This window comes from Luteimonas sp. S4-F44 (genome assembly GCF_022637415.1).
Classification (GTDB): Bacteria; Pseudomonadota; Gammaproteobacteria; order Xanthomonadales; family Xanthomonadaceae; genus Luteimonas.
In genome coordinates this window covers 1,967,947-1,991,082 of sequence record NZ_CP093340.1, presented here as the reverse complement: position 1 = coordinate 1,991,082, position 23,136 = coordinate 1,967,947, and the positions used below count along the sequence as shown (strand labels likewise).

The window sequence follows — 23,136 nt, the reverse complement described above, 5'->3', positions numbered from 1 at the left end:
ATCGGTCACCGCCATGACCACGGTCCACGATTTCACTGCCCGCACGCTCGATGGCGCCGACCAGCCGCTGTCGGATTTCGCCGATCGCGTGCTGCTGATCGTCAATGTCGCCTCGCGCTGCGGGTTCACGCCGCAGTACGCCGGCCTGCAAGGGCTGTGGCAGGACTACCGCGACCGGGGGCTGGTGGTGCTCGGCTTTCCTTGCGATCAGTTCGGCCACCAGGAGCCCGGCGACGCAGACGCCATCCGCAACTTCTGTGCGCTCAACTATGCGGTCGACTTTCCGATGTTCGCCAAGGTCGAGGTCAACGGCCCGAATGCGCATCCGCTGTGGGCCTGGCTGCGCGGACAGAAGCGCGGCCTGCTGGGCACCCGGCGGATCAAGTGGAACTTCACCAAGTTCCTGGTCGGTCGCGACGGCTGCGTACGGGCGCGCTATGCGCCGTCGACGGCGCCGGACGCCTTGCGCGGGCGGATCGAGACGATCCTGGACGAAGACGCGAGCCCCGCGCGGCGCTGAGCGCGGTCGTCCGTGCGGGCGGTGAACGCCTGCGCGCGCGCCGCCCGACCTTATTTCTCGACGAAGGCGCGCTCGAACACGTACTGCCCCGGCGTGCCGATCCGCGGCGCGGCCTCGAAGCCGCGGGCATCGAGCAGGCCGCGGAAGTCGGTCAGCATCTGCGGACTGCCGCAGATCATCGCGCGATCAAAGGCCGGGTCGAGCGGCGCCAGGCCGAGGTCGGCGGCCATGCGACCGCTGTCGAGCAGCTCGGTCAGCCGGCCGCGGTGGCTGTGGCCGTCGAACGTGAAGTCCTCGCGGGTGACGGCCGGGTAGTACAGCAACTGGCGCGAAATCTGCTCGCCAAGGAACTCGTGGCGCGGCAGCTCGTTGACGATGTAGTCGCGATAGGCCAGGTCCTGGGCCGAGCGCACGCCGTGGGTGACGATCACCTTCTCGAAGCGCTCGTAGGTCTCCGGATCCTTGATCACCGACAGCCACGGCGCAAAGCCGGTGCCCGTGCCCAACAGATACAGGTTGCGGCCAGGGTGAAGGTCGTGGATCAACAGCGTGCCGGTTGGCTTGCGGCCGACCAGGATCTGGTCGCCCGGCTGGATGTGCTGCAGGCGCGAAGTCAACGGGCCGTTGTCGACCTTGATGCTGAAGAACTCGAGCTGCTCCTCCCAGTTCGCGCTGGCGATCGAGTAGGCGCGCAGCAACGGCTTGCCCTCGACCTGCAGGCCGATCATCACGAACTGACCGTTGTCGAAACGGAAGCCGTCGTCGCGGGTCGTGGTGAAGCTGAAGTACGCGTCCGTCCAGTGGCGGACGTCGAGCACCGTTTCGGAACCAAAGGCGGAGGACATAGAAGGCAAGGCGAGGCGCGGAGCCGCCCATCTTAACAGAGCGATGAGACCGGTTCTCATCTGCGACATACGGTCGCAGTTGGCGCACGCGAAGATGCGGGCCGCGGCTAGTGCGGCCCGCTTTCCTCGTTCGGACGCGCGCGACGGTCGCCGAGCAAGGCACTGAGCACGATCGCGATGCCCAGGCCCGCGCCAGTCAGGAACAGCAGCAGCGCGATCGCCGGATAGCCGAACAACCGCGGCCCGCCGGGGTTGTCCATCATCAGCGCCGAGGCGAGGATCAGCGCGGCGGTGACCACGCCGGCGGCGATGCGGTTGGCGATCTTGTGCAGGCTCTCGAGCAGATGCGATTCCTCGAGCCCGGTCAGGCGCACGCGCAAGCGGTTCTCGGCCAGCAGCGACAGCACGTTGGACACCTTGCGCGGCGCCTCGCGGACCAGCTCCTGCAGGTCCATCATCTCGCTGGCGAGGTTGGCCGGCGAGAGCGACTTGCGCAGGCGCTGGCGCATCATGTCGTTGAGGTGTGCCTCGACGACGCGCTTCATGTCCATGTCGGGCGCCAGCGTGCGCACGACCGATTCGAGGTGCAGCAGGGTCTTGCCCAGCAGGCTCATCTCCGGCGCGGTGCGCAGACCGCAGGCGGTGGCCAGCCGGACCAGGTCGAGCACCAGCCGGCCCTCGGTCTGGCCGGTGGCGCCCGACTGTGCAGCGTAGCGCGCGACCAGTTGGCCGACATCGCGGTAGTAGCGCTCCTCGTCGAAATCCTCCAGGCGCGTGCCCATCGCGATGCCTTCGGCGGCGACCTGTTCGCCGCGGCCGTCGACCGCGGCGAATAACAACTTGAGCAGGCGCTCGCGAGTGCGTGGCGGCACGTGCGCGACCATGCCCAGGTCGAGCAGGGCCAGACGGCCGTCGCGGGTGTAGAGCAGGTTGCCCGGATGCGGGTCGGCGTGGATCTCGCCGTGCACGAACACCTGGTCGAGATAGCCGTGCAGCAGCGCGGTCGCCAGCGGCGCCATGTCGCGCTCGGTGCGCTGCAGACCGCTGATCGAGGTGACCTTGGTGCCTTCGACCAGCTCCATCGTCAGCAGCCGCGGCCGGGTCAGGTCCCAGATCGGCTTGGGCACGAACAGCGAGGGATAGGCGGCGAAATGCGCGTCGAAGCGGTCGAGATTCTCGGCCTCGACACGGTAGTCGAGCTCGGCCAGCAACGCGCGCCGGAATTCGTGCACCCAGTCGGCGAAGCGCAGGCGGCGGCCCAGATCGGTCACCCGGTCGATGCCGCCGGCCAACCGCGCGAGGGTGTCGAGGTCGTCGCGGATCTGCTCCACGATGCCCGGACGCTGCACCTTGACTGCAACGGCGCGGCCGTCGCGCAGCGTCGCGCGATGCACCTGCGCCAGCGAGGCACTGCCCAGCGGGGTCTCGTCGAAGCCGTCGAAGACCTTGTTGATGCGCACGCCCAGCGCGTCCTCGACCGCGGCATGGATCACCTGGAACGGCACCGGCGCGACGTCGTCCTGCATCCGCTCCAGCGCGGCGAGATAAGCCGGCGGCACCATGTCCGGACGCGTCGACAGCGCCTGGCCGATCTTGATGAAGGTCGGGCCGAGCGCCTCAAGATCGTTGACGAAGGCTTCCGGTTGGCCGACCACGTCGGCCTCGTCGACCTCGGTCGTGGTCGCGTCCAGGTCAAAGCCGGTCAGCACGCCGGCCTTGCGGTACTTCATCAGGAAACGCAGGATCTGCGCGTTGCGCGCAAGCGCCTGGCGGGTATCGGTCATCGCGGAACTCCGTTGATGCGGGCAGCCTACGCAGCGCCGCGTCAACGCCGTCTCACGGCAGCGGCGGCGGGCGACGTGCGCCGTTTCGACCGCCCGCCGCGTCAGCGGTAGCCCGCGGCCTGCAGCTCGAACAACTCGGCGTAGCGGCCGCCCTGGGCCATCAGCTCGGCGTGCGAGCCGCTGGCTTCGATCCGGCCCTGCTCAAGCACCAGGATGCGGTCGGCCATGCGCACGCTGGAGAACCGGTGCGAGATCAACACCGCGGTGCGCTGGTGCGACAGCTCCTTGAAGCGGCGGAACACCTCATACTCGCTGCGCGCATCGAGCGCGGCGGTCGGTTCGTCGAGGATCATAACCTGGGCCTCGCGCATGTAGGCGCGTGCGATCGCGATCTTCTGCCACTGGCCGCCCGACAGGTCGACGCCGTTGCGGAAACGCCGGCCGATGACCTGGTCGTAGCCGTCGGGCAGACCGGCGATGATCTCATCGGCCATCGCCCGGCGCGCGGCATCGGCGATCCGTGCGTCATCGTCCATCGCCTCGATCCGCCCCACGCCGATGTTCTCACCGGCGGTCAGGTGATAGCGCACGAAGTCCTGGAAGATCACGCCGGTGTTGGCGCGCAGCGCGTCGAGGTCGTAGTCGCGCAGGTCGTGGCCGTCGAGCAGGATCCGCCCCTCGTCGGGGTCGTAGAGGCGTGCCAGCAGCTTGACCAGCGTGGTCTTGCCGGCGCCGTTCTCGCCCACCAGCGCCAGGACTTCGCCGGCGTGCAGGGTGAAATCGAGGTGCCGGACTGCCCAGCGCTCGCTGCCCGGATAGCGGAAGCCCACATTCTCGAACGTGAAGCCCTGGCGGATCGGCTGCGGGAACGGGACCGGATCACGCGGCGAGGCGATCTCCGGTTCGATCGCGAAGAACGAGAACAGGTCGTCCAGGTACAGGGCCTGGCCGGCGACCTGCGAGAAGCCGACCAGCAGGCCTTCAAGCAGCTGGCGCAGACGCAGGAAGCTGCCGGCCAGGAACGTCAGGTCGCCGATGCTGAAGTCGCCGCGGACCGTGCGCCAGGCGATGTAGCCGTAGGCGACGTAGTAGCCCAGCGACCCGAGTGCGGCCAGCAATGTGCCCCACAGCGCCCGGCGCCTGGCGAGCGCGCGGTTGGCGAGGAAGAACCGGTCGGCAAGCGTGCGGTAGCGGTCGATCAGGAACCGGTGCAGGCCGAAGATCTTCACTTCCTTCGCCGTCTCGACGCTGGCCCCGCTCTGGCGCACGTACTCCAGTTGCCGGCGTTCGGGCGTCCACTGGAAGTTGAGCGAATAGCCCAGTGCGTTGAAATGCGACTCGCCGATGAAGGCCGGCACCAGCGCAACGGCCAGCAGCAGGATCAGCCAGGGCGCGTAGACCAGCAGGCCGACCGCGAAGCTGGCGACGGTGATCGCATCCTGCACCTGGCCGAACAGCTGGCCCATCAGGTTCATGCGGCCCATCGTCTGGCGGCGGGCACGGTCGAGCTTGTCCTGGAGTTCGGGGTCCTCGAAGTCCTCGAGGTCGAGCGTCGCCGCATGCTCCATCAGCCGGACGCTGGTGGCGTTGGTGAACAGTTCCGACAACAAGCTGTCGGCGTAGCTGACCAACCGCCCGAGCAGGTCCGAGCCGATCGCCAGCGCGAACTCCAGCGCCAGCAGCCCGGCGAGCGTATCGAGCGCGCCGCTCGACCAGGCCTGGGCCAGGGTCGTGAAGCCGCCATCCAGGCCAACGACGCGGATGGCTTCGTCGATGATCAGCTTGCCGACGTAGAGCATCGCCACCGGCAGGAACGCGCGCACTAGGCGCAGGCCGAGGCTGGCGAGGGTCAGCGGCCGACTGGTCTGCCAGATCATGCGCAGGAACGGCCGCAGATTGCGCATCGCGTCGAAGCGCTCGCGCAGGGTGGGGCGGCCGTCGGTGCGGTGGGGCTTGGCCGAAGCCGGGGCGGGAGTGGAGGCGGACATGGCCCATTGTCGCGCCGACGGCGTCGACGCGGTGGCATGCCCTGCGCATCCCGATCATGCCGGAGGCGCGAAGTGCCCCCAGCGGCGGCGCAGGCTCGCGATCAGCCGCTGCAGGCGCCGCAGCACACCGAGGCCACACGCTCGATCTGACTGGGGCGGATCGGACGCGCGCGTCGCGGCGTCTGCGAACCGGCGCGCAGGCCGCGAGCAGCGCAGCGCGCAGGTGAGCGTTGCGTCATGCGCGGCTCGCATGGCGAGGTCGGCGGCGGGTGTCGACGTCGGCCACAGCACGGCGGCCGCGGTAACCCCACGCGCACACCAGCTGCGCGCCGAGCGCGGCGCCTTCCAGTGTTCGGGCACGTGTTGAGAGGCGGCGTTCCATCGGCTCGGGCGGCGACAGATCGCGCAGCGCGAAGCCAATGCGATGCCGGAAGTGCCGAGGAGCCGTGCACGACTGCGCGCCGTGCAGGGCGGCGCATCGACTTGGGGCCGCGTCGCTCAGCCCAGGCGCCGTCCGATGTCGCGCGGCAGCGCCAGTTCCTGCCAGCCCTGCGCCTGGACATGCCGCAGCACCGCGACCACGTCGTCGCAGGCGCGGCGCACGGCATCGCCGAGCGCGACTCCGGTCATCATCCGGCCGCCGACCAGTGCGGCGAACATGTCGCCGGTGCCTTTGACCGCATGCGCGACCGCGGGATGCTCGAACGTCTCCCAGCACTGCGCCGAGACCGCGAGGACCTGCACCACGCCGGGCGGGCAGGTCTCGGGCGCGGCGCTGGTGACCACGACCCATTCGGTGACCGGGCCGAGCAAATCGGTCGCAGCCTGTGCGCAGTCGTGGAGCGTGCGCAGCGGACGGCCGGCGAGTTGCTCGAGCTCGAAGTGGTTCGGGGTCAGGCCGTGGGCGCGCGGCAGCAAGTGATCGCGCCAGACAGGGACAAGGGCCGGATCGGTGTAGATGCCGGTGTCGTGGTCGCCGATGACCGGGTCGATCTGCATCCGCAGCGCCGGGTTGCGCACGCGCATGCGATCCAGCCAGGCCGCCAGCGCCAAGCCCTGGGCCGGCGAGCCGAGATAGCCGACCAGCAGATGCCGTGCGCGGGTGACCACCTCGCGCGCCTCCAGGTCCTCGAGCAGGCCCTCGAACCAGTCCAGCGGCAAAGGCGCGCCATGCATCGTCGGATAGTGCGGCGTGTTGCCGAACACGACGGTCGGCACCGGCGCCACCTGCAGCCCGAGCGCCTGCAGCACCGGCACTGCAATGCTGTTGCCGACACTGCCGTAGACGACCTGCGACTGCACCGACACCACGTCGATGATGCGGGTGCCAACCGCCGGCGCATGGAGCAGAGCGCTCATCGCGCCTGCGCCGAGGAGGCGAGCCCCGGCCAGTAATGGCTGTCGGGCAGGCCGCGGTTGCCGAAGATCGCCGTGCCCACACGCACCGTGGTCGCGCCCTCGGCGATCGCCAGTGCGAAATCCCCGGACATGCCCATCGACAGCTCGTCCATTGCCACGCCCGCCGGCGCCTCCTGGCGGAGCCGGTCGCGCAATGTGCGCAGGCGCACGAAGCACGGGCGCACCAGCGCCGGATCGGGCGAGAACAAGGCCAGTGTCATCAGGCCGCGCACGCGCAGTGACGAGAACGCACCCAATTGCCGCACGAAGCCTGCGACTTCGTCGGGCGCCAGGCCGAACTTGCTCGGCTCGGCCGAGGTGTTGACCTGGACCAGTACGTCGAGCGCGCGCCCCTTGGCCTGCAACTGGCGGTCGAGCGCCTCGGCGACCCGAAGGCTGTCGAGCGCCTGGAACTCGCTGGCAAAGCGCGCGACATACTTGGCCTTGTTGGTCTGCAGATGGCCGATCAGCACCCAGCGCAGGTCGTCGAGATCGGCCATTGCCTCGGCCTTGCCCAGCGCTTCCTGCACCTTGTTCTCGCCCAGCTCTCGCAGGCCGATCGCGTGCGCCAGGCGCAGCCGCGTCTCGTCGACGGTCTTGCTGACCGGTAGCAGGCGCACCTGCGCCGGGTCGCGTCCGGCGGCATGGCAGGCATCTTGGATGCGCGCGCGCACCGCGTCGAGGCGGCTGCGCAGCGCGGCGGCGGGGTCGTTCGGGGTGTCGGTCATCAGAACGGGACGTGGTGGATCGGCGCCAGCCGTAGGCTGCAGCCGGAAGCCGCCAAGGATACGCCTGGTGGATTGGTGCCGCGCGGGGCCGGGTCGTTGCGCCGGCGGTGCGTGCGGTTGGCTGCCGTCGCCGGTCGGAAGGCCTAGAATGGGCGGGTTTCCCGCCAGCCTCGAGCCAGCCGTGTCCGCAAGCCACTCCCCACATGCCGCGCCGTCGGGCGCGCCCGTGTCGATCCGCCAGGACGACCTGATCCAGTCGGTCGCCGATGCGCTGCAGTACATCAGCTACTACCACCCGGTCGATTACATCCGCAATCTCGCCGATGCCTACGAGCGCGAGGCCTCGCCCGCGGCGAAGGATGCGATGGCGCAGATCCTGATCAACTCGCGCATGTGCGCCGAGGGCCACCGTCCGATCTGCCAGGACACCGGCATCGTGACCGTGTTCCTTGCGATCGGCATGCAGGTACGCTGGGACGACGCCACGATGGGCGTCGAGGACATGGTCAACGAGGGCGTGCGCCGCGCCTACAACGATCCCGACAATAAGCTTCGCGCCAGCGTGCTGGCCGATCCGGCCGGCGCGCGCCGCAACACCCGTGACAACACACCGGCTGTGGTCAACGTCAAGGTCGTGCCCGGCAACACGGTCGAGGTGATCGTGGCCGCCAAGGGCGGTGGCTCGGAGGCCAAGTCGAAGTTTGCGATGCTCAACCCGTCCGACTCGATCGTCGACTGGGTGCTCAAGACCGTGCCGACGATGGGCGCGGGCTGGTGCCCGCCTGGCATGCTCGGCATCGGCATCGGCGGCACCGCCGAAAAGGCGATGCTGCTGGCCAAGGAATCGCTGATGGAGCCGATCGACATCCAGGACCTGATCGCGCGTGGGCCGTCGAACCGGATCGAGGAACTGCGCGTCGAGCTCTACCAGAAGGTCAACGCGCTGGGCATCGGCGCGCAGGGACTCGGCGGCCTGACCACCGTGCTCGACATCAAGATCAAGGATTACCCGACGCACGCGGCGAACCTGCCGGTGGCGTTGATCCCCAACTGCGCGGCGACCCGGCACGCGCACTTCACCCTCGACGGCAGCGGCCCGGTGACCCTCGACCCGCCGTCGCTCGCCGACTGGCCCGAGCTCACCTATAACCCGCGCAACGCGCGCCGGGTCGACCTGGACACGATCACCCGCGAAGAGGTCGCCAGCTTCCGGCCTGGCGAAGTGGTGCTGCTCAACGGCAAGCTGCTGACCGGCCGCGACGCCGCCCACAAGCGGATGGTCGACATGCTCAACCGTGGCGAGACGTTGCCGGTGGACTTCACCAACCGCTTCATCTATTACGTCGGCCCGGTCGACCCGGTCCGCGAAGAGGTCGTCGGCCCGGCCGGACCGACCACCGCCACGCGCATGGACAAGTTCACCCGGCAGATGCTCGAGCAGACCGGCCTGCTGGGCATGGTCGGCAAGGCCGAACGCGGCCCGGCCGCGATCGAGGCGATTCGCGACAACCGCGCCGTGTATCTGATGGCGGTCGGCGGCTCGGCCTATCTGGTGTCCAAGGCGATCAAGGCCAGCCGTGTCGTCGCGTTCGAGGACCTGGGCATGGAAGCGATCTACGAGTTCGAGGTCAAGGACATGCCGGTGACCGTGGCCGTAGATGCGAATGGCGAATCGGTGCACGAGACCGGCCCGCGCACCTGGAAGGCCAAGATCGCCGGCATCCCGGTGGTCGAGATCGCCTGATTGCGACCCGCCGGATGACAGATTGAACGGCGCCTGCGGGCGCCATTCGCGTGTTCGCGGCCCGCGTACTCAGTCGACGTATTCGTCGAAGGTCTTGCGCCGACGGAACGGCATCAGATGCTGGCTGATGATGCCGCGCGGCACCGTCTCGAGCTTCATCACACCGTACGCCTGCGGCCAGGCATCGCGCTCGCGCGGCAGCTTGAACGTGCCCATCAGCATATCGACCAGCGGCAGGTGGATCGCGTAGTTGACGTCGATGTAGTCCTGCTGACGGGCGTGGTGCCAGTGGTGATAGCGCGGCAGCACCAACACGTACTCCAGCCAGCCGAAGCGCACGCCGATGTTGGCGTGGGCGACGACCGCCTGCAGGCCGACCAGAATGACGTAGGCGTTGACCGCCGCGGTCGAGAAGCCGAGCACCAGCAATGGCAGCAGCACGACGCTGCGCGTGAGCACGATCTCGACGAAATGGATCCGCGAGCCGGCCAGCCAGTCCATCTGGCGACTGGAGTGATGCACCGCGTGGAAGCGCCAGAGCCAGGGAATGTTGTGATAGGCGCGGTGCAGCAGCGCCTGGGCCATGTCGGCCACGAACACCGCGATCAGAAACTGCGCCCACACCGGCAGCGACTGGATCGCGCGCTCGAGCGCCGGGAACGCGGCGAAATTGGCGATCGTGGAGGTCGAAGCCGTGACCAGGATCAGGATGAACTGCACCAGCACATGGCTCATGAAGAAGTACGTCAGGTCGGTGCGCCAGCCCGGGCGCAGCGGCGACACACGACGCTTGCCCAGGTAGTGCTCCAGCGGGACGAACACCAGCGCCGAGAAGAACAGCGAGATCACGAACCAGTCCAGGCCCAGCGAGTAGGGCGTGTGGCCGATGGCGTCGAACTGCACATTGGTGCCGCCCAGCAGCACCGCCAGCGTCGCGCCGGCGACGCCGATCGTGGCGATGCGCTTGTTGCGGTCGCGCAGAATCGCCCACGTGCCCAGCACGAACGCCGCGACCAGGCCGATCAGCAACAGGTTGCGCGCAAAGCCCTCGTCGTAGACCGCGCGGAACTCCTTGCTGGTCAGCACCTCGGGAAAATGGAAGCAGACGACGCCGAAGACGCTCAGCAGGCCCAGCAGGGCCGAGGCGTAGGCGAAGAACGAGCGGCGCGGACGCGCGACCGGGGCGGTATCTTGCGGCGGGGGCGGGGTGGTGGCGGCCTCCATGCGCAGGTCCTGACATGCGGCAGCGCCGCGGGCGAGCCGATCATAGCCGTTGGCGGCGGTAGCGCCGCAAGCCCCCGTTCGGGGCCTGCGGTGCCGGGTGGCGCGGGCCGGCCGCCCGCGCCGCCGATCAGAACCAGTCCATCAACGAGATGCCCAGGCCGACGTAGGTGGCCTTGTGGTTGTAATCGATCAGGCTTTCGCCGTAGCCGTCGAACACCTGCAGATGGCCGCGGAAATTGCGGTGGATCGGAAAGCCCCAGTCGAACTGCAGCGCGCCGTGCGAGCGGTCGCCACCGCGCAGCGAATGCCGCGCCATCAGCGTGAACTGGTGGCCGTTACGGACATGGCTCAGGGTCAGGTCGCCGCGGCCCATGTAGTCGGCGATATCGGGATTGTCGCTGTCGCTGCCTTCGTCCAGTACGATCCACGGCCGTGCGGTCAGCGCCCAGTTCTGCCGGTCGAAGCCGAAGTTGAACATCACCCGGTTCCAACTGCGCGACAGCGGGTCGCCGCGGCCGTTGGACTGGTGGTTGATGCCGATCCCGGTCATGCGCCCGCGCCAGCCGCCCGGCAGGCCGTAGTTGTTGCGGAACACCATCAGCACTTCGGGCTCGTAATTGGTCTCGCGGAATGGGCGCGAGGCCTCGCTGTTATAGACCTGCCAGCGCGAGCTCTGGGTGTAGCCCATCCAGATGTCGCCGTTGTTGCCGAACAGATTTTCGACCGCCTTGGTCTTGAAGCTGATCTGGAACTTGGCCTCGGTGCTGTCGAGCGCCATCGGGTCGGTGACCGTATTGGCCGGATTGGGCGAACTGGGTGTGCGGTTGACGTCCGAGGTCCAGAACACCGGCAGCAGGTACAGCGGCTTGTAGGCACGCAGGTTGAAGATGCCCAGCTTGGAGTCCTTGGCCAGTTCCCAGCGGCTGTCGAGCAGCGAGCCCTGGCCGGCGTTGGCGATGGCGTCTTCGAGGCCGCGGGTGGTGTCGCGCGCGTAGAGGTTGCGGCTGGCCGGTTCGGCGGACAGCACCTCGGCGAGCGCGGCCGGGTCGCGTCGCAGCTCGCGAGCGCGCTCGGCGGTGACGTCGGCCTGCGGCGTCGGCGGCGCCTGGCGGCCGGCGAAGGCGTCGTAACACGCCAGACGCTGCGCGTCCTGCTCGACCGCCAGGCAGGCCTCGAGGCTGGCGGGGGCGGACGGTGCAACCGAGGGGGCCTGTGCCAGGGCGTGCGTGGACAGGCTCGCGAGCGCGGCAGGAAGCAGGGCGAGACGGACATTCATTGCGGGGCGTCCTTTGCGATCAGCAGGTTCTGAGGGTCGGCATTGACGACTTCGGCGACATGTTCGTCGATGTCGCGGTTGACCGAGGTGTCGACGCCGACGCTGGTCGCCGGTTCGATGTCGTGATGATTGGGGACGGCGCCCTCGTCCCGCGTGAGGACGACGTGGGTGGTATTGCGCGGACCCTGGATGCCGGCGCGCCAGAAGGCGCCCTTGACCCGGCGGATCGCCTCGCCGCGGGTCTTGCCCAGGTCGCTCTTGCGCTGGTCCACCCAGCCGAAGAAGCGCAGCACGCTGCCCGAAGGGCCGAACTCGACCAGCGTCCACGACGGGCCGGGGTCGGTGAGCACGTCGTCGATCGCGGCGATCTCGGCCAGGCCGATCGCCTGCGCCTGCCGGATCGAATAGCTGGCGTCAATGTTCATTACGAAATCGAAGCGACGGCGCGGGTTGCTGCTGTAGTTGAGGATCACCGCCTTGAACACCAGCGCATTGGGCAGGCGCAGCTCGTTGCCCTCGGCGGTGACCAGCACCATCGCGCGGGAGCTCAGCGAGGCGACCCGGCCCTCGTAGCTGTCGATCTTGACCGTCTCGCCTGGTTCGAACGGCCGGCGAAGACTCAACAGGATGCCGGCGATGTAGTTCTCGGCGATGTCCTTGAACGCAAAGCCCATCGCGATGCCCAGCACGCCGGCCGAGCCGAAGACCACGCCGATCACCGCGGTCGCGTTGAGCAGGTCCAGTGCGATCACGATGCCCAGTAGCAGGATCGCGGCCTGCACCATGCGACGCAGCAGGTTGTCGAGATAGGGATTACGCGTGCGCAGGTGCAACCAATGCAGACGCTGGGACACCATCCGGCCCAGCCACGCGGCGAGCGCCACGACCAGCAGTGCGGCCAGCAGCAGTGGCAGGTTCGCGAGCAGGCGCGTGAAACGCTTGACGGTTTCGTCGTACACCGCATCGAAGCGACCGCGCACATCGGCCTCTTCGAACGCCTGCGCCGGGCTCGGCGGCAGGGTGTCGATTGCCTGGAGGCCGGCGGCCGTGCCAGAGTCGGGGGCTGCCGATGCGGCCTGCACTGCATTCGGCGTCGGGCTCGGTGCGGCCAGGTTCGGCCCGGCAAGGAGGCCGGCCACGAGCGCCAGTAACACGACGGCCGAGAGGCTGCGGAATCGCCCACGGCGGGGCGTCGGGGAGGCGGCGTAAGGGGATTCGGTCATCGCGTCATTGTGGACTCAGAACCACCAGGCGAATGCGAAGATCGCCAGCATCGAGATCGCCAGTGCGAGTTTCAGTGCCACGCCCAGTGCGATGCCCAGCCACGTGCCGATGCCAACTTTGGCCGCATGCCCGAGGCCGGCAGGATAGAGCGTGCGGCGGCTGATCAACTCGCCCACCACCGCGCCGACGAAAGGGCCGGCGAACAGGCCCGGTAGGCCGAAGAACAGACCGACGAAGGTGCCGATCACCGTGCCCAGCAGCGCCAGCGGACTCGCCCCAACGCGCTTGGCGCCGACCGCGGTGGCCCAGAAGTCCACCGCGAACGAGATGGCCGTCAGCAGCCCGAGCAGGACGAGCGGGGTTGCGCCCACGCGCTGGAAATCGTCCGCCCAAGCCGCCGCCAGCAGGCCGGCGAACACCAGCGGAAGACCAGGCAGGGCCGGCAATATGACGCCGGCCAGGCCGGCGGCGACCAGCAGGCCGGCGAGCAGGTACAGCGCCAGGCTCAGGTCCATATCCGCCCCCCTGGATGGGGGGCTGTGGGCGCCCGCAACGGGACTTTGGGGGGCGATTGCATTTTCATAAATGCCGGGTTACTTTGCAGCCGCTGTGTTTGTCAAGGTCACCGTGAATCGTGACCCTGCATCAAGTCGCTGGCTCGTTCCACCGGTCCGCTGCATCGTCGCACCCGTGTTCTCCTTGCAACCAGCCGCCCGACAGGCGTAATCGCTCGATACATCGAACAGTTTCAGGGAGAGAGAGCAACATGGCAGAGCGCGAAACCGGTACCGTGAAGTGGTTCAACGATGCCAAGGGATTCGGATTCATCAGCCGTGAAAGCGGCGAAGACGTTTTCGTGCATTTCCGCGCCATCCAGGGCACGGGCTTCAAGAGCCTGCAGGAAGGCCAGAAGGTCAGCTTCACCGTCGTCCAGGGCCAGAAGGGCCTGCAGGCCGACGCCGTGACGCCGCTCTGACCAGCTGCGACGCTTCAGGAAAAACCCGGCCATTGGCCGGGTTTTTTTATGTCTTCTTCCTAGTTGGGACATGCAGCCCCACTTCGGGTGGGCAGCGGCCTGCCAGCCGGAAGCCGCTCCTCCCTCGGTCAAGGCCGCTTCGCGGTCCGGCCACGCGAAGCACGCGTGGCGCTCGCATGGATGCGCGGCAGTGCCGCGCACGCCATCCATGCTCACCCTCTGCCTTGACTCGGGCGCGCGCCATCCATGGATGGCTGACCGAGCCGGGGAGCAATCCCCGGCTGGCGCGACGCTCGCTCCGAAGACGAGTGGCAGCGAGCGAGCAGATGCCAAGTGCATCCCAAGTCAGTAGGCGTAGGCGCGTCCGTTCTGGACGCGGACCGGGGAGCCTTCGCGGATGCCGTCCAGGTCGCCCTGGCTGAGCACGACTGTGCGGCCGTCCTGCATGCGCACATGCACATTGAAATGACGGGCGCCTTCGGCGCGGTTCTGGATCGCGTTGCCGGCGACCGCGCCACCGACGGCGCCCGCGCCGATCGCGACATTCCGGCGGCCGTGGCTGTCGGTGTTGTGCCGGGCAAGCTCCTTGGCGGCCACCGCGCCGACGATGCCGCCGATCAGCGGTCCAGCGACATTCGGGCCACGCTCGCCACCGACCACCTCGATGCGGGTTACGGTGCCGCAGTCGTAGCATTCACCGCGATAACCGCCGCCATACCCGTTGCCGTAGCCATCGTAACGGCCGTAATTGGAATAACCGGGCGAGGACGCACATCCGGCCAATGCCATTGAGACGGCGACAGCGGCGGTACCGATCAGACGAGAATTCATGGGATCTCCTAGCGCGAGCGGGCCCGCTGCCCGACGTCGCCAACGTAGTGGCGACGATGTGAATGACGCAGCAATTCGGTCGACTCGCCGCCGCGATCGGGACGGGCGTCCAGCCTCGATTCAGACCCGTATTCAGGACTCAGCGCAGATCCCGGTGGCACCCGCCGCAGGTCTCGCCGACCGCGTCGACCGCGACGCGCAATTGCGCGCAATCGGTCGGCGGCGTGGCCAGTGCCGCATCGAGCGCGCGCCGCGCCGCGTCGGCATGCGCGCTGAAACCGCGATGGTCGCGCAGGTCGGGAAACGCCGGTTCCAGATCATCAGACAACAGGCGTAGTGCACGCAGATGGGCTGCGCTGCCGGCCTGCGGGCAGCGGCCCGTGTCGACCGCTGCCTCCAGGCCGGCCATATGCGCCTGATAGAGCCGCATCAGCGCGCTGGGGTAGTGGTCCTGCCAATCGCGCCGGCTCTCGAGCGCGCGCAGCACGACGACGAGCGCGAATACCCCGACCACGAGGCCCAGGACGAACACCACCGCGTAGCGTGCGGCCGCCGACGGCGCCGTGCACGCGACAGGCGGGGGCTCGGGCATCGACATCCTGCGCTCCTGGTGGTGGCGAGAGGCGGCGCGACCTTAGCATGGCCGGCCGGCCGGACAGAGCGCCCGTTAGAATGCGCACCATGGACGAACACGCACGCGCACGCTTTGCCGGAATCGAACGCCTGTATGGGCAGGGCACGGTCGCGCGCCTGTTGCGCCGACACGTCGCGGTGGTCGGGCTGGGCGGGGTCGGCTCGTGGGTGGCAGAGGCGCTCGCGCGCAGCGGTGTCGGCACGCTGACGCTGATCGATGCCGACGATCTGTGCGTGTCCAATACCAATCGGCAGTTGCCGGCGCTTGAGGGTCAGTACGGACGCAACAAGGCCCAGGTCATGGCCGAGCGCTGTCTGGCCATCCACCCGGGCGCGACCGTGCATGCGCTGGAGGACTTCGTCACGCCGACCAATCTCGAGGCGATGCTGGGACGAGGCTACGATCTGGTGATCGATGCCTGCGACAGCTTCCGCAGCAAGGTCGAACTGATCGCCTGGTGTCGGCGACGCAAGCTGCCGGTGATCACGGTGGGCGCCGCCGGTGGCCGCATCGACCCGACGCTGGTGCGCGTGCGCGACCTGTCGCGGACCGAGCACGATGCGATGCTCGCGCTGATCCGCAAGAAGCTGCGCGCCGAGTTCAATTTCCCCAAGGGCCCCAAGCGCTATTTCGGGGTGCCGGCGATCTATTCGCTGGAGAACGTGCGCTACCCGCAGGCCGATGGCAGTGTCTGCGGCCTCCGTCCGCAGTTGGGGCCTGATGCCGCGCTCAATCTCGATTGCGGCAGCGGCCTGGGGGCGGCTACCCACATCACCGGTGCGTTCGCATTCGCCGCGGCCGGCAAGGCGCTCGAACTGCTGTTGCGGCCGGCGGCCGATGCCGCAGCCTGATCGACGCGGCGGCTAGAGCGGCGGTAGACCGAACAGCCGCGCGGCGTTGTCGCGCGTCTGCGCGGCCACGATCTCCGGGAGTTCGCCGCGCAGGCGCGCGACCGCTTCCACGACGTGCACCAGGCGCGCCGGCTCGTTGCGCTGGCCACGGTGACGGCTGTCGGGCTGGTCGGGCGCGTCGGTCTCGAGCAGCAGCTGTTCGATCGGCATCGTCGCGGCCACTCGGTGCAGGCGGCGGGCGCGGTCGTAGGTCAACGGGCCTCCGAGCCCGATCATGAAGCCGCGCTGCCACAGTTGGCGCGCCTGTTCGGCGCTGCCACCGAAGCTGTGCACCACGCCGCGCACGCCGTCGAACCGTTTGAGCGCCGCGATCACCGGATCGACCGCACGGCGCGCGTGCACGATCACCGGCAGGTCGTGGGCATGCGCCAGGCGCAACTGGCCCTCGAAGTAACGCGCCTGCGCCGCGTGGTCGAGCCCGTCGACGAAATGATCCAGGCCGCACTCGCCCACCGCCACCGGGCGCTCGCGCACGATCCACTCGTCCAATGCGTCCAGATCCTCGGGCTGGTGCTCGGCCAGAAACATCGGGTGCAGTCCGTAGGCGGGGAACAGGCCCGCGTCTGTGGCGCAGACAGCGCGCAAACCCGGCCATTCGGCGCGGGCGACGGCCGGCACCACCTGTTGCATGACGCCGGCTGCGCGCGCGCGCGCCAGCACCGCCGCGCGGTCGTCGTCAAACTCCGGGGCGTCGAGATGACAGTGGCTGTCGACCAGCATCAGGGCCGGCGCGCCTGGCCGTCGATCGGGGGGCGCGGATCGACGTTCGCCGGCGCAGCGGGGATGCGCTTGCGTCTGGCCAGGGCGACCGTCGCCAGCCCCAGTAGGACCTCGTCGATCAGGAGGATCGGATCGGGCACGACCAGATTGATCCCGAACAGCACGGCCACGACCACGAACAGCCGCGGGTGACTCAACCGGGACAGCCACGACACGAGCGGCACGGTGAAGGGACTGGGCATCGCGGGCCTCGCGAAGAGAGAAGAGATTTGATGCAGCACACGCTAGCACGGTGTGCGAACGCCCCGGTTTAGCGCCAGGTCAGCCTGAGCGGGCCGTGTGCGTGTGCCTGTTCAGCTTGGTAATGGTGCAATCACTGCCACGACGTACAGGCCGATGGCCGCAAGGAGATCCCGATGAAAAGCAACACGATCGCGATTGCGCTGGCTTCTCTGCTGGTAGGGGGCGTGGCCGTTGGCGCGTACCACAACAGCCGCGACGGGGCGGGCGCATCCTTCGCGGGCGACACTGCCGCAAGCGTCGAGGACAAGCGCGTCGAGGACAAGGATGAGAAGCTCGACTATGCCGAGGTGGTGGCGACGCACCCGGTCACCGAGACCGAAAAGCTCTACGCGACCGTGCTGGGCAGCGAGCCGATCCGCGAGACGATGACCTCGACCTCGCCGCGCGAGGTCTGCGAGGACGTGGTGGTCCAAGAGCGTCTGCCCGAGCGCGACGGCAACGTCGGTGGCACCGTGGTCGGTGCGCTGGTCGGCGGTCTGGTCGGCAATCAGGTCGGCGGCGGCAACGGCCGCAAGCTTGCGACGGCCGCCGGCGCGACCGCCGGTGGCTTCATCGGCAACCGGGTCGACCGCAACCATGTCGGCGGCCGCGTCGTCGAGCGTGTCGATCGCCAGTGCCGCACCGTGCAGGATTCCTCGCAGTCTTCGCGCGTGGTCGCCTACAACGTGACCTATCGCAACCCCGACGGCACCACCGGTTCGATGCGCACTGACAGCAAGCCGGGCAACCGGATCCTGCTGGGCGACCAGGAAAAGACGGTCGGCTACGACGTCACCTATCGCTATGAGGGTACCGAGCACACGCTGCGCATGCGGGAAGCTCCGGGCGAGCGCCTGCCGGTGCTCAACGGTCGGGTGATGACCGCAGCGCTCGACGACGCGCCCGAGCGCGGTTGAGCACGACGACATTGCTGTCTTGAAAGAAGGCCGGCGCATCGCCGGCCTTCTTGCGTCGGGGCCCCGCCGCCGCTGGCGTGCGGATCGCTACAATGGCCGGCATCCCGCCCAGACCGGACCGCCATGGCCCTGCATCCCTACGATCTGTACGACGTGCGCTCGCTGCTCGACGAAGATGAGCGCGCGGTCCAGGACGCCGTTGCCCGCTTCACCAACGAGCGCGTGCTGCCGATCATCGGCGGCTGCTTCGACGAGGGGCGGTTTCCGACCGAGCTGATCCCCGAAATGGCCGAGTTGGGCCTGCTGGGCGCCACGCTGCCGACCGAGTACGGCTGCTCTGGCCTCAACGCGGTCAGCTACGGCCTCATCTGCCAGGAGCTCGAGCGCGGCGACAGCGGCCTGCGCAGCTTCGCCAGCGTGCAGTCGTCGCTGTGCATGTATCCGATCTATGCCTACGGCAGCGAAGAACAGCGCCGCCGCTGGCTGCCCGACATGGCGGCCGGCCGGGTCATCGGCTGTTTCGGCCTGACCGAGCCCCACGGCGGCTCGGACCCGGCGAACATGAAGACCCATGCGCGCCGCGACGGCGGCGACTGGATCCTCAACGGCGCCAAGATGTGGATCACCAACGGCAACCTGGCCGACATCGCGATCGTCTGGGCCAAGACCGACGACGGCATCCAGGGCTTCGTCGTGGAGAAGGACTTCGCCGGCTTCTCCGCCCAGGAGATCAAGCACAAGATGAGCCTGCGCGCCTCGGTCACCAGCGCGCTGTACTTCGACGATGTGCGCGTGCCCGATGCCAACCGCCTGCCGAACGTCAAGGGACTCAAGGGCCCGCTGGGCTGCCTGACCCAGGCGCGCTACGGCATCACCTGGGGGCCGATCGGCGCGGCGATCGCGTGCCTGGACGAGGCGCTGGGCTATTCCAAGGAACGCATCCTGTTCGACCGCCCGGTGGCCGCGACCCAGAGCGCGCAGATCAAGCTCGCCGACTGGGCGCGCCGGATCACCAGCGCGCAACTGCTGTCGCTGCAACTCGGACGCCTGAAGGACGCCGGCAAGATGCAGCCGACCCAGGTCTCGCTGGCGAAGTGGAACAACTGCCGCATGGCGATCGACATCGCCCGCGAGGCGCGCGATCTGTTGGGCGGCGCCGGCATCACCACCGAGCATTCGCCGATCCGCCATGCGCTCAACCTCGAATCGGTCATCACCTACGAAGGCACCGAGACCGTGCACCAGCTCGTCGTGGGGCGCGAGTTGACCGGCATCAACGCGTTCTGACCATGCGCACGATTCGATCTCGCGAGTTCACCGCCGACCGCGCGTGGGGCGCGCTGGATGTCGCCGCCATCGAGGGCGCCACCGTCCGCCTGCACTGGACCGATCGTCCCTACCAATGGCACGTCAATGACGGCGAGGAAGTCTTCGCCGTACTCGATGGACGCGTGGAGATGCGCTATCGCCAGGGCGAGGCCGAGCACGCGGTCGTGTTGGAGGCCGGCGATCTGTTCCATGCCGGCGCGGGCGACGCGCATGTCGCCCATCCGATCGGCGAGGCCCGCATCCTCGTGATCGAGAAGGCCGGCAGTCTCTGAGACCTGCACGATGTCGACGATCCCTTCCTTCGCTGCTTCGCCGATCCTCGAAACCGACCGCCTGATCCTGCGCCTGCCCAAGGCCGAGGATTTCGACCGCTACGCCGAACTGCTGGCCGACGAGACCGCGGCGCGCTACATCGGCGGGTGCCAGCCGCGCGCGGCCGCATGGCGCAAGTTCTTGCAGCAGCCGGGCGCCTGGTTGCTGCAGGGCTTCGGTATGTTCTCGGTCGTCGATCGGGCGGGCGGGCGCTGGCTTGGTCAGCTTGGGCCGTGGCGCCCGGAGGGCTGGCCGGGCAACGAGATCGGCTACGCGTTCCATCCCGATGCCTGGGGCCAGGGCTACGCCGTGGAAGCGGCCGTGGCGGCCATCGACTGGGCGTTCTCGGCGCTGCACTGGGACGACATCATCCATTGCATCGACCCGGCGAACGTCGCGTCCCAGCAGGTCGCCCGACGTCTGGGATCGACCCGTCTGTGCTCCGGCCAGCTGCCGGCGCCAGTCGAGGACCTCCCCATCGACATCTGGGGCCAGACACGCGCGCAATGGCGCGAGCACCGAACGCGCTTCGCATGACCACCATTCACGGCTACTCGCCGTCCGGCAATTGCCACAAGCTGCGGCTGCTGCTCGAACAGCTCGGCCGGCCGTACCGCTGGATCGAGACCGACAGCAGCCGTGGCGCGACCCGTACCCCGGACTACCTCGCCAAGAATCCCAACGGCAAGGTGCCGATGCTGGAGCTCGACGACGGCCGGGTGCTGGTGGAGTCGAACGCGATCCTGCATTGGCTGGCGGAGGGCAGCGGGTTCGTGCCGGACGATGCCTGGCAACGGGCACAGGCGCTGTCGTGGATGTTCTTCGAGCAGTACAGCCACGAACCCTGTCTCGCCGTCGCCCGCTTCATCCGTGGCTGGACACCGCTCGATTCGCCGCGCCGTGCCGAACTGCCGCGCCTGCACGAACGCGGCGCTCAGGCGTTGGCGGTCATGGAGACGCACCTCTCGGCGCATCCCTGGTTCACCGGCCCGCGCTATGGCATTGCCGACATCGCGCTGTTTCCCTACACCGATGCGGCCGCAGACGGGGGATTCGACCTGTCGCCGTACCCGGCGCTGCGCGACTGGCTGGCCCGCGTGCGCGCGACGCCGCGGTTCGTCGCGATGCCGGCGCCCGCACCCGAACACGCCGCGTTGATCGCGGCCTCCCGCTAGCAGGCCCGACTGCATGTTCGCCACCGTCCCGACCCCGATCCCCGCCCGCATGAAGGGCCTCAACCGCGCCGAGATCTGCGACGCGAACTTCCAGCAGTTCGTCCGGGACTGGCGCGGCCCGGTGCGGACGCGCCCGGCCGATACCGAGGCGGTGCTGCCCGGCAGTGCCTTGGATGCGCGCGATTTTGTTGAATTGTTCGAGTCGCAGCTGATCAGCCGGCACCTGGACCTGATGGCGCGCGTGCTGCGCGTGCAGAACAAGGTCTTCTACACGATCGGGTCCAGCGGCCACGAAGGCAATGCGATGGTCGCGCGCCTGACCCGGCATACCGACCCCGCGTTCTTGCACTACCGCAGCGGCGGCTTCATGGCCGAGCGCTTCCGCAAGCTCCCCGGCATGGACCCGGTGATGGATTCGGCGCTGTCGTTCGCAGCCAGCCGCGAAGACCCCGCCAGCGGCGGTCGCCACAAGGTCTGGGGCAGCAAGCCGCTGTGGGTGCTGCCGCAGACCTCGACGATCGCCTCGCACTTGCCCAAGGCCTTCGGCACCGCGGTCGCGATCGAGCAGGCGCGGCGCATCGGCCACGCGCTGCCGGTGCCCGACGACAGCATCGTCGTGTGCTCGTTCGGCGATGCATCCAGCAACCACGCGACCGCGCAGACCGCCTTCAACGCTGCCGCCTGGACCGCCTATCAGAAGCTCCCGGCGCCGGTGCTGTTCGTCTGCGAAGACAACGGCATCGGCATCTCGGTCAAGACGCCCGACGGCTGGATCGCGCGCAACTTCGCCCAGCGCCCCGATCTGGATTACTTCGCCGCCGATGGCCTGGACCTGGCTGCGGGCTACGGCGAGGTCGAGCGCGCGGTCGCGCATTGCCGGCGCACGCGCCGGCCGACCTTTCTGCACCTGCGCACGACCCGGATCATGGGGCACGCGGGCACCGATTTCGAGATCGAGTGGCGTTCGCTCGAAGAGCTGTGCGCGGTCGAGGCGACCGATCCCCTGCTGCGGTCGGCGGCAATCGCGCTCGAGTCCGGCCTGCTGAGCGCCGATGCACTGCTGGCGCTGTACGAGGACACGCGCGCGCGCTGCTTCGCGGCCGCGCACGACGCCGACAGCCGGCCGCGGCTGGAAACGCTGGCCGAGGTCATGCAGCCGCTGGCCCCGTACTCGCCGGCCCAGGTCCAGGCCGAGGCCACGCGCTACGAGTACGCCGCCGCGCGCGCGGCCGTGTTCGGCGGCGAGGCCAAGCTGCCCGAGGCGCAACCGCCGCGGCACCTGGCGATCCAGATCAACCAGGCACTGCACGACCTGTTCGCCAAGTATCCAGAAGCGCTGCTGTTCGGCGAAGACGTCGCGCAGAAGGGCGGTGTGTACACCGTCACCAAGGGTCTGCAGAAGGCCTTCGGCCCGCGTCGGGTGTTCAATACCCTGCTCGATGAGACGATCGTGCTTGGGCTGGCGCAGGGCTACGCCAACATGGGGTTGCTGCCGCTGCCCGAGATCCAGTATCTGGCGTACTTCCATAACGCCGGCGACCAGATCCGCGGTGAGGCGGCGAGCCTGCAGTTCTTCAGTAACGGCCAGTACCGCAACCCGATGGTCATGCGCATCGCCTCGCTGGGGTATCAACGCGGCTTCGGCGGCCACTTCCACAACGACAACTCGATCACCGCGCTGCGCGACATCCCGGGACTCGTCGTCGGCTGCCCGTCGCGTGGCGACGACGCGGCGACGATGCTGCGCACGCTGGCCGCGTTGGCGAAGGTCGACGGCCGGGTCTGCGCGTTTCTCGAGCCGATCGCGCTGTACATGACCAAGGATCTCTACGAGGCCGGCGACGGTGGCTGGCTGACCGCGTATCCGCCGCCGGACCAGGCAATGGGCTTCGGCGAGGAGCGGGTATACGCGCCCGAGGCGACCGATCTGCTGGTGCTGACGTTCGGCAACGGCGTGCCGATGAGTCTGCGCGCGGCGCGCACGATCGAGGCCGAGCGCGGCTGGCGCGTGCGCGTGGTCGACCTGCGCTGGCTGTTGCCGCTCAACGAAGGGGCGATCGCCCGGCATGTGGCCGAATGCGAGCGGGTGCTGGTCGTCGACGAGGGGCGGCGCAGCGCCGGGGTGGGCGAGGGCATTGTGACCGCGATCACCGAAGCGGGCTTCGGCGACCGGCCGCTGCGCCGGGTGGTCGGCGCGGACACGTTCACGCCACTGGCCGGGGCCGCGTTCCTGGTGATCCCGTCGGAGGCCGACATCGTCGCCGCTGCGTCGGCGATGGCCTGACGCGAAAGGGCCGGCGAAATGCGCCGGCCCTCCT

23 protein-coding genes are annotated in these 23,136 nt (G+C 68.7%); 10 read left to right on the top strand and 13 right to left on the bottom strand.

Going from position 1 to position 23,136, the window contains the following annotated elements:
* Positions 1 to 13: 13 nt before the first annotated feature.
* On the top strand, positions 14 to 520 hold the full coding sequence (locus MNO14_RS09090; RefSeq protein WP_241943445.1) for a glutathione peroxidase: 507 nt from the start codon (positions 14 to 16) through the stop codon (positions 518 to 520).
* 50 nt (positions 521 to 570) lie between these two features.
* Here the strand turns inward: MNO14_RS09090 and MNO14_RS09085 are convergent, their stop codons facing one another.
* The 5 genes from MNO14_RS09085 to MNO14_RS09065 all read right to left on the bottom strand — a co-directional run bounded on the left by MNO14_RS09085 (position 571) and on the right by MNO14_RS09065 (position 7,263).
* Positions 571 to 1,365: a ferredoxin--NADP reductase gene (locus MNO14_RS09085; protein ID WP_241943444.1), complete on the bottom strand. Its 795-nt coding sequence runs from the start codon at positions 1,363 to 1,365 to the stop codon at positions 571 to 573.
* A 107-nt stretch (positions 1,366 to 1,472) separates the two neighbouring features.
* A complete protein-coding gene (locus tag MNO14_RS09080) occupies positions 1,473 to 3,149 on the bottom strand; it encodes an AarF/UbiB family protein (RefSeq protein WP_241943443.1) in 1,677 nt (558 codons plus the stop codon).
* 101 nt (positions 3,150 to 3,250) lie between these two features.
* Complete coding sequence (locus tag MNO14_RS09075) at positions 3,251 to 5,137, bottom strand: ABC transporter ATP-binding protein (RefSeq protein WP_241943442.1); 1,887 nt, start codon at positions 5,135 to 5,137, stop codon at positions 3,251 to 3,253.
* A 498-nt stretch (positions 5,138 to 5,635) separates the two neighbouring features.
* The gene (gene pdxK / locus MNO14_RS09070) at positions 5,636 to 6,496 is read right to left on the bottom strand and encodes a pyridoxine/pyridoxal/pyridoxamine kinase (protein WP_241943441.1); all 861 of its coding nucleotides are present in this window, start codon (positions 6,494 to 6,496) and stop codon (positions 5,636 to 5,638) included.
* Positions 6,493 to 7,263 carry a YggS family pyridoxal phosphate-dependent enzyme gene (locus MNO14_RS09065; RefSeq protein ID WP_241943440.1) on the bottom strand — a complete coding sequence of 257 codons (771 nt, stop codon included), beginning with the start codon at positions 7,261 to 7,263 and terminating at the stop codon, positions 6,493 to 6,495. The genes pdxK and MNO14_RS09065 overlap by 4 nt, the downstream gene beginning before the upstream one ends.
* 226 nt (positions 7,264 to 7,489) lie before the next feature.
* Here MNO14_RS09065 and MNO14_RS09060 point away from each other — a divergent pair, with 226 nt between their 5' ends.
* Positions 7,490 to 9,007: a fumarate hydratase gene (locus tag MNO14_RS09060; RefSeq protein WP_241946311.1), complete on the top strand. Its 1,518-nt coding sequence runs from the start codon at positions 7,490 to 7,492 to the stop codon at positions 9,005 to 9,007.
* Positions 9,008 to 9,076: 69 nt separating this feature from the next.
* Here MNO14_RS09060 and MNO14_RS09055 read toward each other — a convergent pair whose 3' ends face one another.
* The 4 genes from MNO14_RS09055 to MNO14_RS09040 all read right to left on the bottom strand — a co-directional run bounded on the left by MNO14_RS09055 (position 9,077) and on the right by MNO14_RS09040 (position 13,246).
* On the bottom strand, positions 9,077 to 10,231 hold the full coding sequence (locus tag MNO14_RS09055; RefSeq protein ID WP_241943439.1) for a sterol desaturase family protein: 1,155 nt from the start codon (positions 10,229 to 10,231) through the stop codon (positions 9,077 to 9,079).
* Between the two features lie 127 nt (positions 10,232 to 10,358).
* A complete protein-coding gene (locus MNO14_RS09050) occupies positions 10,359 to 11,507 on the bottom strand; it encodes a phospholipase A (protein WP_241943438.1) in 1,149 nt (382 codons plus the stop codon).
* Positions 11,504 to 12,730, bottom strand: a complete 1,227-nt coding sequence (locus MNO14_RS09045) for a mechanosensitive ion channel domain-containing protein (RefSeq protein ID WP_241943437.1) — start codon at positions 12,728 to 12,730, stop codon at positions 11,504 to 11,506. The genes MNO14_RS09050 and MNO14_RS09045 overlap by 4 nt, the downstream gene beginning before the upstream one ends.
* A 15-nt stretch (positions 12,731 to 12,745) precedes the next feature.
* Positions 12,746 to 13,246 carry a DUF456 domain-containing protein gene (locus MNO14_RS09040; protein ID WP_241943436.1) on the bottom strand — a complete coding sequence of 167 codons (501 nt, stop codon included), beginning with the start codon at positions 13,244 to 13,246 and terminating at the stop codon, positions 12,746 to 12,748.
* 251 nt (positions 13,247 to 13,497) lie between these two features.
* Here MNO14_RS09040 and MNO14_RS09035 point away from each other — a divergent pair, with 251 nt between their 5' ends.
* Positions 13,498 to 13,707 (top strand): cold-shock protein, encoded by a 210-nt coding sequence (locus MNO14_RS09035; RefSeq protein WP_047135804.1) that lies wholly within the window; start codon positions 13,498 to 13,500, stop codon positions 13,705 to 13,707.
* A gap of 345 nt (positions 13,708 to 14,052) precedes the next feature.
* On the opposite strand, the gene MNO14_RS09030 is transcribed toward MNO14_RS09035, so the two are convergent.
* Positions 14,053 to 14,538: a peptidoglycan-associated outer membrane lipoprotein precursor gene (locus MNO14_RS09030; RefSeq protein WP_241943435.1), complete on the bottom strand. Its 486-nt coding sequence runs from the start codon at positions 14,536 to 14,538 to the stop codon at positions 14,053 to 14,055.
* 139 nt (positions 14,539 to 14,677) lie between these two features.
* Positions 14,678 to 15,136 (bottom strand): hypothetical protein, encoded by a 459-nt coding sequence (locus MNO14_RS09025; protein ID WP_241943434.1) that lies wholly within the window; start codon positions 15,134 to 15,136, stop codon positions 14,678 to 14,680.
* Positions 15,137 to 15,219: 83 nt separating this feature from the next.
* On the opposite strand from MNO14_RS09025, the gene MNO14_RS09020 reads away from it, so the two are divergent.
* A complete protein-coding gene (locus MNO14_RS09020) occupies positions 15,220 to 16,023 on the top strand; it encodes a tRNA threonylcarbamoyladenosine dehydratase (protein ID WP_241943433.1) in 804 nt (267 codons plus the stop codon).
* A 12-nt stretch (positions 16,024 to 16,035) separates the two neighbouring features.
* On the opposite strand, the gene MNO14_RS09015 is transcribed toward MNO14_RS09020, so the two are convergent.
* Both MNO14_RS09015 and MNO14_RS09010 read right to left on the bottom strand, forming a co-directional pair.
* Positions 16,036 to 16,806, bottom strand: a complete 771-nt coding sequence (locus tag MNO14_RS09015; protein WP_241946310.1) for a TatD family hydrolase — start codon at positions 16,804 to 16,806, stop codon at positions 16,036 to 16,038.
* The gene (locus tag MNO14_RS09010; RefSeq protein ID WP_241943432.1) at positions 16,803 to 17,045 is read right to left on the bottom strand and encodes a DUF6116 family protein; all 243 of its coding nucleotides are present in this window, start codon (positions 17,043 to 17,045) and stop codon (positions 16,803 to 16,805) included. Before MNO14_RS09010 ends, MNO14_RS09015 begins: the two co-directional genes overlap by 4 nt.
* 174 nt (positions 17,046 to 17,219) lie before the next feature.
* Here MNO14_RS09010 and MNO14_RS09005 point away from each other — a divergent pair, with 174 nt between their 5' ends.
* From MNO14_RS09005 to MNO14_RS08980, 6 genes are all read left to right on the top strand, one after another.
* Positions 17,220 to 18,002 (top strand): glycine zipper 2TM domain-containing protein, encoded by a 783-nt coding sequence (locus MNO14_RS09005; RefSeq protein ID WP_241943431.1) that lies wholly within the window; start codon positions 17,220 to 17,222, stop codon positions 18,000 to 18,002.
* A gap of 123 nt (positions 18,003 to 18,125) precedes the next feature.
* Complete coding sequence (locus tag MNO14_RS09000) at positions 18,126 to 19,289, top strand: acyl-CoA dehydrogenase family protein (RefSeq protein ID WP_241943430.1); 1,164 nt, start codon at positions 18,126 to 18,128, stop codon at positions 19,287 to 19,289.
* A 2-nt stretch (positions 19,290 to 19,291) separates the two neighbouring features.
* A complete protein-coding gene (locus MNO14_RS08995; protein ID WP_241943429.1) occupies positions 19,292 to 19,603 on the top strand; it encodes a cupin domain-containing protein in 312 nt (103 codons plus the stop codon).
* A 10-nt stretch (positions 19,604 to 19,613) separates the two neighbouring features.
* Positions 19,614 to 20,180 carry a GNAT family N-acetyltransferase gene (locus MNO14_RS08990; RefSeq protein WP_241943428.1) on the top strand — a complete coding sequence of 189 codons (567 nt, stop codon included), beginning with the start codon at positions 19,614 to 19,616 and terminating at the stop codon, positions 20,178 to 20,180.
* Positions 20,177 to 20,818 (top strand): glutathione S-transferase family protein, encoded by a 642-nt coding sequence (locus tag MNO14_RS08985; protein ID WP_241943427.1) that lies wholly within the window; start codon positions 20,177 to 20,179, stop codon positions 20,816 to 20,818. The genes MNO14_RS08990 and MNO14_RS08985 overlap by 4 nt, the downstream gene beginning before the upstream one ends.
* A gap of 13 nt (positions 20,819 to 20,831) precedes the next feature.
* The gene (locus MNO14_RS08980) at positions 20,832 to 23,102 is read left to right on the top strand and encodes a thiamine pyrophosphate-dependent enzyme (protein ID WP_241943426.1); all 2,271 of its coding nucleotides are present in this window, start codon (positions 20,832 to 20,834) and stop codon (positions 23,100 to 23,102) included.
* Positions 23,103 to 23,136: the final 34 nt, after the last annotated feature.

Coding starts and splice junctions, on each gene's coding strand:
- MNO14_RS09090 (WP_241943445.1), top strand. CDS start 14: ATGACCACGGTCCACGATTTCACTGCCCGCACGCTCGATGGCGCCGAC.
- MNO14_RS09085 (WP_241943444.1), bottom strand. CDS start 1,365: ATGTCCTCCGCCTTTGGTTCCGAAACGGTGCTCGACGTCCGCCACTGG.
- MNO14_RS09080 (WP_241943443.1), bottom strand. CDS start 3,149: ATGACCGATACCCGCCAGGCGCTTGCGCGCAACGCGCAGATCCTGCGT.
- MNO14_RS09075 (WP_241943442.1), bottom strand. CDS start 5,137: ATGTCCGCCTCCACTCCCGCCCCGGCTTCGGCCAAGCCCCACCGCACC.
- pdxK (WP_241943441.1), bottom strand. CDS start 6,496: ATGAGCGCTCTGCTCCATGCGCCGGCGGTTGGCACCCGCATCATCGAC.
- MNO14_RS09065 (WP_241943440.1), bottom strand. CDS start 7,263: ATGACCGACACCCCGAACGACCCCGCCGCCGCGCTGCGCAGCCGCCTC.
- MNO14_RS09055 (WP_241943439.1), bottom strand. CDS start 10,231: ATGGAGGCCGCCACCACCCCGCCCCCGCCGCAAGATACCGCCCCGGTC.
- MNO14_RS09050 (WP_241943438.1), bottom strand. CDS start 11,507: ATGAATGTCCGTCTCGCCCTGCTTCCTGCCGCGCTCGCGAGCCTGTCC.
- MNO14_RS09045 (WP_241943437.1), bottom strand. CDS start 12,730: ATGACCGAATCCCCTTACGCCGCCTCCCCGACGCCCCGCCGTGGGCGA.
- MNO14_RS09040 (WP_241943436.1), bottom strand. CDS start 13,246: ATGGACCTGAGCCTGGCGCTGTACCTGCTCGCCGGCCTGCTGGTCGCC.
- MNO14_RS09035 (WP_047135804.1), top strand. CDS start 13,498: ATGGCAGAGCGCGAAACCGGTACCGTGAAGTGGTTCAACGATGCCAAG.
- MNO14_RS09030 (WP_241943435.1), bottom strand. CDS start 14,538: ATGAATTCTCGTCTGATCGGTACCGCCGCTGTCGCCGTCTCAATGGCA.
- MNO14_RS09025 (WP_241943434.1), bottom strand. CDS start 15,136: ATGTCGATGCCCGAGCCCCCGCCTGTCGCGTGCACGGCGCCGTCGGCG.
- MNO14_RS09020 (WP_241943433.1), top strand. CDS start 15,220: ATGGACGAACACGCACGCGCACGCTTTGCCGGAATCGAACGCCTGTAT.
- MNO14_RS09010 (WP_241943432.1), bottom strand. CDS start 17,045: ATGCCCAGTCCCTTCACCGTGCCGCTCGTGTCGTGGCTGTCCCGGTTG.
- MNO14_RS09005 (WP_241943431.1), top strand. CDS start 17,220: ATGAAAAGCAACACGATCGCGATTGCGCTGGCTTCTCTGCTGGTAGGG.
- MNO14_RS09000 (WP_241943430.1), top strand. CDS start 18,126: ATGGCCCTGCATCCCTACGATCTGTACGACGTGCGCTCGCTGCTCGAC.
- MNO14_RS08995 (WP_241943429.1), top strand. CDS start 19,292: ATGCGCACGATTCGATCTCGCGAGTTCACCGCCGACCGCGCGTGGGGC.
- MNO14_RS08990 (WP_241943428.1), top strand. CDS start 19,614: ATGTCGACGATCCCTTCCTTCGCTGCTTCGCCGATCCTCGAAACCGAC.
- MNO14_RS08985 (WP_241943427.1), top strand. CDS start 20,177: ATGACCACCATTCACGGCTACTCGCCGTCCGGCAATTGCCACAAGCTG.
- MNO14_RS08980 (WP_241943426.1), top strand. CDS start 20,832: ATGTTCGCCACCGTCCCGACCCCGATCCCCGCCCGCATGAAGGGCCTC.